The 11,910-nt window shown below is 44.2% G+C and carries 10 protein-coding genes; 6 read left to right on the top strand and 4 right to left on the bottom strand.

Going from position 1 to position 11,910, the window contains the following annotated elements; translation table 11 throughout:
• Positions 1–90 precede the first annotated feature (90 nt).
• Complete coding sequence (locus tag MHN02_RS08485; RefSeq protein WP_239245527.1) at positions 91–948, bottom strand: SDR family oxidoreductase; 858 nt, start codon at positions 946–948, stop codon at positions 91–93.
• Between the two features lie 107 nt (positions 949–1,055).
• On the opposite strand from MHN02_RS08485, the gene MHN02_RS08480 reads away from it, so the two are divergent.
• Positions 1,056–1,967 carry a LysR family transcriptional regulator gene (locus MHN02_RS08480; RefSeq protein WP_239245525.1) on the top strand — a complete coding sequence of 304 codons (912 nt, stop codon included), beginning with the start codon at positions 1,056–1,058 and terminating at the stop codon, positions 1,965–1,967.
• Between the two features lie 230 nt (positions 1,968–2,197).
• Complete coding sequence (locus tag MHN02_RS08475) at positions 2,198–2,569, top strand: hypothetical protein (protein ID WP_014948739.1); 372 nt, start codon at positions 2,198–2,200, stop codon at positions 2,567–2,569.
• A 69-nt stretch (positions 2,570–2,638) separates the two neighbouring features.
• On the opposite strand, the gene MHN02_RS08470 is transcribed toward MHN02_RS08475, so the two are convergent.
• Positions 2,639–3,097 (bottom strand): hypothetical protein, encoded by a 459-nt coding sequence (locus MHN02_RS08470; RefSeq protein WP_156086095.1) that lies wholly within the window; start codon positions 3,095–3,097, stop codon positions 2,639–2,641.
• A gap of 247 nt (positions 3,098–3,344) precedes the next feature.
• On the opposite strand from MHN02_RS08470, the gene MHN02_RS08465 reads away from it, so the two are divergent.
• A complete protein-coding gene (locus tag MHN02_RS08465; RefSeq protein ID WP_239245523.1) occupies positions 3,345–4,223 on the top strand; it encodes a DUF417 family protein in 879 nt (292 codons plus the stop codon).
• A 61-nt stretch (positions 4,224–4,284) separates the two neighbouring features.
• Here the strand turns inward: MHN02_RS08465 and MHN02_RS08460 are convergent, their stop codons facing one another.
• Together MHN02_RS08460 and MHN02_RS08455 are read right to left on the bottom strand one after the other, a co-directional pair.
• Positions 4,285–7,143 carry a diguanylate cyclase gene (locus tag MHN02_RS08460; protein ID WP_343212216.1) on the bottom strand — a complete coding sequence of 953 codons (2,859 nt, stop codon included), beginning with the start codon at positions 7,141–7,143 and terminating at the stop codon, positions 4,285–4,287.
• A 102-nt stretch (positions 7,144–7,245) separates the two neighbouring features.
• Complete coding sequence (locus MHN02_RS08455; protein WP_239245521.1) at positions 7,246–8,460, bottom strand: endonuclease/exonuclease/phosphatase family protein; 1,215 nt, start codon at positions 8,458–8,460, stop codon at positions 7,246–7,248.
• 308 nt (positions 8,461–8,768) lie between these two features.
• On the opposite strand from MHN02_RS08455, the gene MHN02_RS08450 reads away from it, so the two are divergent.
• From MHN02_RS08450 to MHN02_RS08440, 3 genes are all read left to right on the top strand, one after another.
• Positions 8,769–9,818 carry a PLP-dependent cysteine synthase family protein gene (locus tag MHN02_RS08450; protein ID WP_239245519.1) on the top strand — a complete coding sequence of 350 codons (1,050 nt, stop codon included), beginning with the start codon at positions 8,769–8,771 and terminating at the stop codon, positions 9,816–9,818.
• A gap of 36 nt (positions 9,819–9,854) precedes the next feature.
• The gene (locus tag MHN02_RS08445; RefSeq protein WP_239245517.1) at positions 9,855–11,111 is read left to right on the top strand and encodes a DUF2891 domain-containing protein; all 1,257 of its coding nucleotides are present in this window, start codon (positions 9,855–9,857) and stop codon (positions 11,109–11,111) included.
• Positions 11,112–11,216: 105 nt separating this feature from the next.
• On the top strand, positions 11,217–11,852 hold the full coding sequence (locus tag MHN02_RS08440) for a response regulator transcription factor (protein WP_014975961.1): 636 nt from the start codon (positions 11,217–11,219) through the stop codon (positions 11,850–11,852).
• Positions 11,853–11,910 lie beyond the last annotated feature (58 nt).

The following is an 11,910-nucleotide window of genomic DNA, read 5'->3' as shown; positions in this document are numbered from 1 at the left end:
AATACGCAAGTGTTGCACAATAAGCGCATCACTTGAATGATAATTCAAGGTAATGCGCATGGGATGGTAATTCACTTAGCTTTTAGATACTCAGCTTTTCATTTTCGCAGCAAGTGTTGCACGCAGAGTTGCAGTTGGACGACCAAGTAGTGATGATAGGGTGCCGCTGTTATCTTGGAGCCACCCCGAGGCGGCGTAATGCTCTGAATCTGCTAACGCTGCTGCCATACCTTCAGGCAGCCCAGCTTTAATGAGTGCTTCTCTATAAGCGCTCTCATCCATGTCTAAAAAACCAATATCTTCGCCGGTAATTTCAGATAGGGTGGAAGCATACTCCATAAGCGTAAAACCCGTGTCGCCAGCAAGCTCATAAATTTTGCCTGTTTGATTTTGCGATGATAAAAGAACGGCCACTGCGGCGTCTGCATAATCTTGTCGGCTAGCGGTAGACAAAACTCCCTGTTTTGCAGCGCCTGCCACCGCTCCCATCTGCAGTACGCTGTCTACATTATCGGTGTAATTTTCCGTGTACCACCCATTTCGAAGAAACACGAAAGGCGCTGACACATCTTTAAAGTAAGCCTCGGTTTGTTTATGTTCTTGCGCTAACAGCAAAGGAGACGTATCAGCTTTCAACAAACTGGTATAAGCAATGAGGCTAACGTTTTGTGCCATAGCTGCATCTATTACCGCCTTGTGCTGCTCAAAGCGTTTCCCAAACTCTGTACCTGATATTAGCAACAACTTCTCAACACCCTCAAAAGCTGACTTAAGCGTTTCCGGGTTATTATAGTCGGCCTGTCGTACTACTACTCCCAACTGCTTTAATGCGTGTGCGTTATCAGGGTTGCGCACTAGTGCAACTATTGTGTTTGCCTTCTCTGTATTAAGCAGTGTTTGAATAACTTTTTGACCTAATTGTCCGTTAGCGCCGGTTACTGCAATCATAATCTATCCTCTATCAATTAAATGAGTACTGGTTGAACACAGAGGTGATTATGTGCGTGAAACACTGTTATGATAAGTAGACATATACAGAACGAATTGTCACGAATATGAGTACAATTAACTATTCACATCTTAAGGCACTCGCCATATTTGCCAACGTAGTAGAATGTGGAAGCTTTGCGGAAGCTGCCCGCCGTTTAGGCACCAGTCGATCTAGAGTTAGCGAGCAAGTGGCAGGTTTAGAAGCATCTCTTGACGTGCGATTACTGCAAAGAACCACTCGACAGCTCATGCTTACTGACGAGGGAAATGCTGTATTTTCCCATGCGAAAAAGTGCCACGAGATTTTGCATGGTATTGATGAAGAGCTGCGTCAAACAGCGCCAAAAGGAAGAGTATCAATAACAGTCACCAACGACATTGCACACAAGTTTTTATTACCGTTGCTGCCTGAGTTCAAGCGCCGCTATCCTGAAATAGATTTACACATAGTGAGCAGTGACGATAAGCTCGACCTTATCGCTCAGAATATTGATGTAGGACTTCGAATTGGTTTGCCACGAGACGACTCGCTCGTCGGTAGGGTCTTATATCAAGAACAATTCGCCTTATATGCTAGCCCTGATTATCTCAAGAAATATGGTGAACCTAAGACTATTGCAGAACTGAATAATCATACCTGGATTTTGCTATCTCAGTTAAATTCACGAATCATGCATTACCTAATGCTGGACAACACACCAATCGACATTACACCCAAACATTACGAGCTGTGTAATTCTCCTCACCTTGTTCAAGAAATGGTCAAAGCAGGGTTGGGAATATCTACGCTGCTACCTTCAACTGTGCAAAAAGAAGTCGCATCTAACGAACTGGTACGAATTTTCCCTTCACTTGGAAGTGAAACCTTGTTGTTTACCTTGGTTTATCCTTCTCGTAAGCATGTGCCAAGCCGTACCCGAGCACTTATTGACTATCTGGTTGAGACTTGTCGCTTCGGCAATGCCGCTTCTTTTTGACGTAAAATGCATAACGTAATGAGTGTTGCTTGTAACGATACGCTCGTTATGAAGTTTGCATACCGAAATGCTTTACTTAAAACTTACACTGGGTGCTGCAACTAAAGAGGCGTTTGAATCTCAAAGTGACGTGGTTCAAATAAGCGTTAAATAAAATGAATAAAACACTATTAGTAATAACGACCTCTTTGATTGTCAGTGCGTGCGCTCATAGGCCACCACCTTTAGACATGGATGAAATATTTTTTGAAACGAAGATCAAGCAAGACGGTACCAAGCTCTTCGCCTTTAGCATTCCGTTAATGCAGCATCGTGACAGTGCCAAAGGTGGCGGTAAAGGCGGCCGTGGTCAGGGAGGCGAACGAAGTGGTCGTGGCGGTCGCAAAGGACAGGAAAGTCGCGAAGGCTCGTCACATAGCAGCGATAGAATGACTGAGCAACTTTATACATCTCTAGATGAGAAACTGGATGAGACCGGTTACTGCCAAACGGGCTTTCTAGAAATAGATACACACCAAACCGAAGATAGGCTTCACCTATTAGGTGAGTGCAATGAAACGGCGAGCGAACTGGACAAAATCGAGTTCCCCAACGTTAATTAACCCGCGTTGTTGTGAAGCGCATTGCCGATGGCGTGCGCTTCATTCAACGTTCGTTTGCTAAACAACCTCTTAGTCAACACACAAGGTATGCTCCACAACGCCGTTAGACACATAGGCTCTACAGCCGAATAAGTCCGTACTTTCTAAACACACGCCGCGCGCCTTTTCTCCCGCTTCCATATTATTGTTTTCCGTAACACAAGCCACTTCGCACTCGCTGCTGTCATTACACGCATTACCGGCATCGTTTGCTGGGAGCACACAAGCATGCGCCTGCTGTCGGCCTACTTTCTTCCAGTTACCACCGTGTTTATCGCACACTTTTTCGGACTCAATGGAATAGGCCTGCTGCACCAAAGGCAATGAGGTATCAACAACTTGCTCTAATCTTTCGACGTCTTCAACACTCGTGATTGGCTCATCAATAGGTTCTGGGGGCTGAGCGCCACAAGCAGACAAGGCTGCACACACGCCTGCTATTAACCAGATCCTAAAACGCTTCTGTGCTCTACTGCTTGCTTGTTTCATTTTTTCTCTCAATTTATTTTACTTTTTAAACCACTACTATTTAAGCCCCACATTACTTAAGACCTAATTTATTTAAGACCGCTGCTACTTATGACAACCGCTATTAGATAAGTTCTTATTTTGTCGATAAATCCTTATTTGCTTATTGCGCTATGCCTAATAAATTATCAAACCTATGAAATTTTAGTGCTACCTCGACGGGTCTCTACATACACTTCGCAAAACTAGCAGTATTTACGGACGCTTTATGACACTAAACCAAACCGAAAACATGGTCACCGCATTGCTCACTTTTAGCTTCGCAGTTCTTGGCCTAACATTTTTATTGGGTGCAAACCCCAATGCACTTATCGCTACATTTAATTTCTACTCGTTAGACACTGTGTTGAGCGAGAGTGCCCTTGGTGCTTTTTCAGGTATCGCATTGCTGTTACTACCGTTAATGACCATTGCAGCACGTTTTAGCCTTGTTTCAGCAAAAGCAGTAACAATATATGCCGCTTTTGTAACTGCCATTCCATTGCTGACGTTATTATCACCAACAAGATGGATGGCCGATTTAGGGGGCTTCCCGATTATTGGCAGCGGTCAAGGCATCATCAAGTACTTCGCAGTATTACCACTTTTCCTATTCTTGTTTTATCGCGAAAAATTTTCGCACAAGCAACTGACATACCTCAACTTTGCTCCTGTAGCCATGGTCTTATTATGGATAGGAGGCATGAAGTTTTTCGAGTTTGAAGCTAATGCGATTGTGGGGCTAGTTGAAACATCACCGTTTATGTCGTGGCTATATGCTGTGTTTAGCGTTCAAGGGGCATCGAATGTAATTGGTGGGTTTGATGTCCTCTTTGCACTGCTATTGGGTGCGGGCATCTTTACTAAGAACAAGCCGATGCTCATTGCGAGCGGATTGGCTTGTTTATCGGTTTTTCTGATGACACAAACGTTTTTGTTTACTGTGCCGGATACCTTTAACAGCACGACTATCGTCAACCGCCTAGGTCAATTCGTTATTAAAGACCTTTGGTTTGTCGCTAATCTTGCTGTGGTGGCTTACTTTACGCTGTTCGAGGCAGTTTCACGAGAACGCGAAGAAGCGCAGTTGGGACAATCGCCACAGTAAGGCTTTACGGCAAAGTCAGGTTAAAGATGTTGTAGTAATTAACCACTACCCCACTTATCGTTTATTCGAAAATGGTCACTTGGTTGCGGCCATTTTCTTTTGCAGTGTAAAGTGCTTGGTCGGCATGGGTTAACATTCGGTCGTGATCTCTCGCGCCATCTGCACTTGCTACACCAATACTGATTGTGACTTTCAGCGTTTGCGCTATAAAACTGAAATCATGTGCTGCCACGATTTTTCGAACATGATCCATAGCTACCCTTGCATTTACCAAGTCATATTCAGGTAACAACACAGTAAACTCTTCGCCGCCCCACCTTGCACATTTAGCATAATGCGGAACTTCGCGATTTAATATACGGGCCACCTCAGTAATGACTTTATCCCCTACTAAGTGAGAGTACTGATCATTTACCTGTTTGAAATGGTCAATATCGATAACGGCAAGACATAGAGGAGATTGTTTCGCTTTAGCCTCTTCAAAATATTGTACAAGCCAGCGGTCGAATGCTCGTCTATTTGCAATACCGGTTAGATCATCGTGAGTTGCTTGGAACTCGAACCGCTTGGTTTGTAATTCTAGTGATCTGGTTTGTTCATCGACCCTTTGTTTTAAAATCATTTCTGATTTTTTCAAGTGATGAAAACGTACTTTATAAAGTGCATAGATAACAAAACAGAAGAAAAGAAAAACCGAGAATTTAAAAGCAAATGTCTGATAAATACTGGGTAACACGCGAATAGAAAATGGTGACGTAATCTCTTGCCAGGGACCACCAATATAACGAGCACGTACTTTAAACTGATAACGACCAGGTGCTAAATTAGTGTATTCAGTCATTCTAAATTGATGACGGTTAACCCAATCTTGGTCATATCCTACTAACATAGCCTGATACTCTATACGCGAAGGCATAGCGAAACCCAACCCTGCATACTGAAACGCAACTCGCGTGGTTAACGGCGTTACGTCTACTTCCCTTTTATCCGTATCAAATTGCTGGTCAGCACCGTCCAGTAGTACCGCCTCTATACTTACCGGAATAGGGAATTCACTCAACATGGCAAGGTTTGCAGGCGTCACTGTAGCGAGCCCTTTCGCAGTAGGAAGCCAAACATTTCCGTCTACATCGACAATCTGAGATGGCTGTGATCCACCATTGATTTGAATACTCGCCAGGCCATTTTCTTCCTTAAAATGTTCAAATTCCAATAATGCACTTGGATATGTCAGACACTCCTTAAGACTTGATAGCGAAGTGAGAATGACCCCTTGATTTGAACTTAGCCATACACCGCTGTTGTGATCTATACCAATTGAAAACAGTTTATCTACGGGAAGCCCCTGCGACTTTTCGATTACACTAAGTGCCTTTGTAGCATTGTCAAAATACGCAAGGCCTCGATCGGTTGTAATCCAAGTTCCCTTTTCAACAACGCTAAAACTGAACGCGTGCTGCGCATCTGAATGTTCAGGAAACGAAACTACGTGCACAATACCCTGTTGGATATAGGCGAGCCCTATCCCTGTAGCAATCCAGATTCGTCCTTCACGATCTTCTGCCAAGCCCATCGAAAAATGGGCAGGTAGCCCATTTTGTTCATTAAAATGGCTTAGCTTTCCATCTGGTGTTTGTTGAACTACACCTTGCGCCGTGGCATACCAAACACTGTTATCACTCGCTAAAAGAATGGCCCTTACTTCATTACTCGGTAACCCTAAATGTCTATTGAGGTAAGGAGTAAGTTGGTCATTTTCATATCGCAGCACACCTTTTGTGTAGGTGCCGACTAACGTTACCTCTTCAGTTACCGCTGCCAAACTGAGTACAGAGAAAGCTTCACCTGTAGTGAGCGATGCGCTGGAAAACGCATCATTGGAAAATATATCTAATCCAGCACTTCCACCTGATAAAAGTTTGCCATCAGACGTTTGCAAAACAGTTCGCAAAAAGTCTCCACTCATTCCTTGGCTTTGCGAGAATGTGGTAAATAGCGCACGACGCAGCCTAAACAAACCACCATTAGTGCCAATCCAGATATTTTTTTCCAAATCTTCAAGCAGTGAAAAAACGCGGTTATTGGGAAGACCTGCTGTCGCATCCAGTTTTTCTAGGCCTAAGTCACTTAGACGATAAAGGCCATGATTGATGGTGCCTACCCAAATGCTATTTTGATGATCAAGCAAAATACTACTAATTGATTTGTCGGCAAGTGAGCTGTGAAGTAGCGCAAAGGTACCGTTTTTTTGCTGCCAAACACCGTGTTCTGTGCCAACTAAAACACGTTTTTTGCTATCAAGAGCGAGAGTAAATGATGGACCAGAGAGTATGTTGTGGTCGGGTACAGCTAGCTGAAATTTATCGTTTATGTATTTGAACAAGCCTTGATTTGTTGCAAACCAGATTACGCCAAATCCGTCTTCGATTATGCGGTAAGCACTCGAATTTACAATGTATTCTTTTTGCGTGCCGTCAGGCGTTCTCATTGCAATCCCCGTGTCTTCCAGCGCAAACCACAACACGTTATTACTGTCTCTAAATGCATGATTAACCATTGAAGACAGGGGCGCTTGAGCATGCCACTGCTCTGCGATAAGCGACGTTACACCGCCTCGGTTTCCTGCCACAAGTAGCTCGTCGCGCGGCTTGTTGTAATACAAGCTTCGAATGCCGGAGTCTGGTAATCCTGTTTGCGCGCCGCGGGTAAATACAGTGAACTGCTGGCCATTAAACCGAGCAACACCTTCCCAAGTACCCGCCCATAGATACCCATTGGACGTTTGTGCTAATGCGTGAATACTATTGTGAGGAAGCCCGTCTTTCGTTCCCCACGATTGAGGGAAATACCGGTTGAGCGGCATGAGCTGAGAAGACTCTACCGAAAAGCCATCTATGGGTATCACCCACAGCAAACACATCACAAAAGTGAGAGACACAAACTTCAATGGCTTCTCGGTACGTTATTAGATAGACGGTGTAATAATACCTCTATCTATTAACTAACACAAAAATTGTGGTTTTTAGTTATCGTCGGTCAACGACAAGCTAATCCAAACTAACCTGTGATCTGAGCTGGCTTCGCGGTCTTTAACTAATCGATATAGGTCACTGGTTTTTGCAGGCCAGAAAACGCCAGCATCGTTCACATCGAAGCCAAATCGAGATGGCAAAACATAGTCAGCTCTGGCTCCCCAATAGGCAGTAAAGCGGTTACTAAACTCTGCTCCTGACGCGCCTGCACCGCCTGCGCTTGTTGGAATGATGTCATTATTAACTAACGGGTGCTCGGTCAACTGTTCAATAACACCCTCGCGATGTTTATCTCCAATATCCGCCGCATTAAAATCACCAACGAGTACAAAACGCGCGTTCTCTGACAGGCTGACTTTCTCGCCATTATCATCGTAGATGTAGGCTCCTTTATCCGGAGAAAGGTAATCTGCCATAAGCCTAATTTCGTCAAAGTTGCGCTTGCCGTTGCGGTCCTCGCTCCCATCGAAATTAGGTGGTGTTGGATGCATAGCAAGTATGTGTACGGTTTTACCTCCTACTTTCACCGGCACATCCCAGTGAGACTTAGAACTCAACCTTAGCGCGGCCCACTCTTCTACGTCGTACCATGGCTTGCCCTTATCAGTACTTCCGCTCTCATCGGGAATAATAGGAACCTGTGGATGAGGCATGTGATGCCATTTAAACGTCTGAAAGGTGCGAATACCATCAACATCAATAGGGTATTTTGACAAAAGCGCCATGCCATATTGCCCGGGATAAAGCCCAAAACCATATGCATCGCCACCAAAACCTTCTGCTTTGCCATTGTTATCTAAGTCGAATTTCGTGGGCTCCCCTGTGTTGACTGTGGCCACATACGTATATGGGTAATCCACAGGATCAAGGCCGCCTTGTGAAACATTCAGGTAGTTCTTAACAAATGCTTCTACCCCTTTACGCTTATCTGCAATGTAGTCAAATTCATTCAACATCAAGATATCGGGGTTAACGCGTTGAATAATTTCAGCAATGTTTTTAACTTGGCTATGCTCACCCGTTGAAAGAACGTGTTGAAGTACCTGATCGCTTGGCTTCATACCCAACGCTTTGTAGTTAGTGGCTTCCATACTTACATTAAACGTTGCGACTTTAAGCATTTGCTCTTCTTGCGAGCTAGCCAGCGTAGATACGAATAATGCGGGTAAAAGAGCTATTGCACAGAAAAGTGCCCTATTTTTCATGTTGTTACCTGTAAGTAAAAGCGAAATGCAAAGATAGCAACTTTAGCGGCTTATCTGAACTTTTTTGTTTTATTAAAGATCGTTGTATCAACAAGATGGTCATGGTCATGCTCTCGCCCTTACATAAAAACGGAATTTATTTTCATAAATGAGACCTATTAAAGAAATATTTTTTACTATAAAGCACCAACACTAAAATAATAGAATCAAATACTCGCTCTTAACTGATATTCTAATTTTGTTTTATACAGCTAGCGTCAAGCGAACTACGCTTAACGTTTCGCATTTTGGGTGAATGAGAGAAAGTTATGAAAAGCTGGGTTTCAAAAGCGATCAATATTATCAATGCAGATTATCAACGTTCGGCTGATACGCACTTAATCAAATTAGAGCAGATCGCTTTTAGAGATATTGATATCTACCTTAAAGATGAAAGCACCCATCCAACAGGCAGCCTAAAGCACCGTCTAGCCCGGTCCCTTTTTCTGTACGCCCTTTGTAATGGAAAAATTGTAGAAGGAACTACTGTGGTTGAAGCCTCGTCAGGCAGTACAGCGGTGTCTGAAGCTTATTTTGCTAAAATGATTGGCGTTCCGTTTGTTGCGGTTATGCCTAAGTCTACCGCCCAAAGTAAAATCGCGCTTATTGAGCGATATGGCGGGCAGTGTCACTTTGTAGATTGCCCTACGCAAATGCACAGCGAAGCAACCAAAGTAGCTCACGAGCTTAATGGCTACTTTATGGATCAGTTCCTTTTCGCAGAGCGCGCTACAGATTGGCGTGGCAATAACAATATTGCTGAGAGCATCTTTGAGCAAATGAAAGCCGAGCCCCACCCTATTCCACACACCGTGGTTATGAGTGCAGGTACAGGTGGTACATCAGCCACCATTGGGCGTTACATTCGCTACAAAGGTCTCTCTTCTCAACTTGTCGTGGTAGATCCAGAATTCAGTGTGTTTTTTGATAGCTTCAAAAACAACGATCATACACTTACTGCTACCCGTGGTAGCCGCATAGAAGGGATAGGACGCCCTAAAGTGGAAGCCTCTTTTCAACATGACGTTATAGATGACATGATTGCCGTTCCCGATGCCGCCAGTATTGCAACCATGCATTGGTTAAACAACACCATGGGGATTAAAGCCGGCCCATCTACCGGCACAAACCTATGGGGCGCATTAAGTATTGCTGAACAAATGAAGCAGCGAGGAGAAATGGGATCGATCGTAACGCTTATGTGCGACAGCGGAGAGCGGTATAGTGAAACTTACTATAATGCTGGTTGGGTAGAAAAGACCATTGGCTCATTCGCTGAATACACCACCAAACTAGAGGCCATCGGAGCCCCTGTTTAAATAGCCTGTTTCTGCTGTTTAAAGTGCTGGGGCGTTATGTATCGCGCAGCACTTTATTCAAAGCGTTTATCTCTATACATTGGCGATATACTTCTCATTGATAAAGCGCGCAAAATTATGATCAAAATAAAAAACGTTGTTAGCTGTACAGTTGCATTTGCCACAGCGTTTGCTGCACACACTGCCTTTGCTACTAGTACGTCGACTGTTGAAACTGCGAACACAAGCAACACTAGTATTAACCGAGCCGCAGACGCGACCGCCAAGACTGACATTCCTAACAACAATTACGAAAGCCTTTTTGCTAACCTCGCGCTTCATTGTATTCATCAAGAGTTTCCAAATGTAGTGAAACACATGATGAATAACGGCGATGACGTTAAGGCACCCAATCAACTCTACCCTTCATTTTATGGTTGTTTAGACTGGCACTCGTCGGTTCATGGCCATTGGCTTTTAGTAAGAATGCTAAACACTGCGCAAGATGCAGTGGATAAGGATGAGATCATTGAAAAGCTCAACATCAGCTTTACGCCTAAAAATATCCAAGGTGAATTGACGAGCCTTAAGCGTGAAAACAATGCCTCATTTGAACGCCCCTATGGTCTTGCTTGGTTCCTGCAGCTAACCGCTGAACTACGTCAATCTTCCCTTCCTGAAGCAACAAAATGGCTAAATACTTTACGTCCTCTCGAGGACGAAATTGTAGCCAGAGTAAGCGCATGGTTACCCAAATTAGCTTACCCAATCCGTACGGGTGAGCATAGCCAAACCGCCTTTGCTTTTGGCTTAATGTTGGATTGGGCGAAAACAGCAGGTAATAAGGAGTTTGAAGCGCTGTTAACGTCCAGGGTGAAAGACTACTATCAAGACGATACACAGTGCCCTCTTGCCTACGAGCCTTCGGGACAAGATTTCTTATCACCGTGTTTGGCCGAAGCTGATTTAATGCGAAGAGTAATGTCTAAAAAGGACTATAGCCAATGGCTTTCAGCGTTCTTTCCAAGCCTCACAGCTAGAACATCAAATTGGCTAGCTCCCGCTACAGTGACTGACAAGACGGATGGTAAACTCGCTCACCTAGACGGGCTGAACATCAGCCGAGCGTGGATGATAGAAGGCATAATGCAAGCTTTGCCTGAAGGTGACAAACGCTTACCTGTGCTTAAGAAAGCACTAAGTTCACATCGTGAGGCCGGGCTCAACGCGGTGTTTGGTGACATGCACTATATGGGCAGCCATTGGCTTGGCAGCTTTGCCAGCTACTTAGAAACACAGCGCGGTTTGAATTAACTTATATCCTACTAAAGTGTGAGATGAATGAGCACTAAAGTGCTATTCGTCTCACACGCCTACCGTGGCATGCTCATTCTATGGTGATATGAATAAAGCGCAGCTATGGAAATTTTACTTGTTGATGATCACGCAATAGTGAGAGAAGGCTTTTCTACACTGTTATCTTCGGTACTCGAAGGCGCTGTCGTCACCAATGCAAAAAATGCGCAGCAAGCCACAAATGCACTTCGTGCCAACCACTTCGACCTCATTATTTTAGACATTAATTTAGGAACCACCAGCGGACTCACGCTGGCGGAATATATTGTTCAGCGCTGGGAGCACGCAAAAGTACTTATGTTCAGCATGTTCGATGATATTTCCATCATCGATAGAGCTATGAAACTAGGGGCAATGGGCTATGTTAGTAAACAAAGTGAACCTGATGTACTGATAAGCGCGGTGACATCTATCATTAAAGGCCGCCGTTATTTAGAACACAATACTGCCATTGAGCTCGCTACATTCAACCTGTCACATTCCGGAGGCAACTTAACAGATCTGACACAAAGAGAGTTGGATATATTCCTTGGTATAGCGAACGGGCTTTGCCGAAAACAGGTCGCTGAAAGCCTCAACATTTCTGAAAAGACGGTCTCAAACGTTATCACCCAGCTCAAGCGAAAACTTGAGCTACAGACAAATGCCGAGTTTGTTCACCTTGCCATAAAGCAGGGTTATATCAAAATTGCCAGCTAAACAAGCGCCACTAAACAAGGTCGGGAAAACTTCCCTGTACTTTCGTATCTTTTTTATA

Source organism: Alteromonas sp. CNT1-28 (genome assembly GCF_022348345.1).
GTDB classification, from domain to species: domain Bacteria; phylum Pseudomonadota; class Gammaproteobacteria; order Enterobacterales; family Alteromonadaceae; genus Alteromonas; species Alteromonas macleodii.
Note: the sequence above shows the minus strand (reverse complement) of the source record. Positions and strands in the feature narration are given on the sequence as shown.

Excerpts from the sequence above, each read along its gene's own strand:
- MHN02_RS08465 (WP_239245523.1), top strand. The coding sequence starts at position 3,345 with ATGACACTAAACCAAACCGAAAACATGGTCACCGCATTGCTCACTTTT.
- MHN02_RS08440 (WP_014975961.1), top strand. The coding sequence starts at position 11,217 with ATGGAAATTTTACTTGTTGATGATCACGCAATAGTGAGAGAAGGCTTT.
- MHN02_RS08445 (WP_239245517.1), top strand. The coding sequence starts at position 9,855 with ATGTATCGCGCAGCACTTTATTCAAAGCGTTTATCTCTATACATTGGC.
- MHN02_RS08480 (WP_239245525.1), top strand. The coding sequence starts at position 1,056 with ATGAGTACAATTAACTATTCACATCTTAAGGCACTCGCCATATTTGCC.
- MHN02_RS08455 (WP_239245521.1), bottom strand. The coding sequence starts at position 8,460 with ATGAAAAATAGGGCACTTTTCTGTGCAATAGCTCTTTTACCCGCATTA.
- MHN02_RS08460 (WP_343212216.1), bottom strand. The coding sequence starts at position 7,143 with ATGTGTTTGCTGTGGGTGATACCCATAGATGGCTTTTCGGTAGAGTCT.
- MHN02_RS08485 (WP_239245527.1), bottom strand. The coding sequence starts at position 948 with ATGATTGCAGTAACCGGCGCTAACGGACAATTAGGTCAAAAAGTTATT.
- MHN02_RS08470 (WP_156086095.1), bottom strand. The coding sequence starts at position 3,097 with ATGAAACAAGCAAGCAGTAGAGCACAGAAGCGTTTTAGGATCTGGTTA.
- MHN02_RS08450 (WP_239245519.1), top strand. The coding sequence starts at position 8,769 with ATGAAAAGCTGGGTTTCAAAAGCGATCAATATTATCAATGCAGATTAT.
- MHN02_RS08475 (WP_014948739.1), top strand. The coding sequence starts at position 2,198 with ATGGATGAAATATTTTTTGAAACGAAGATCAAGCAAGACGGTACCAAG.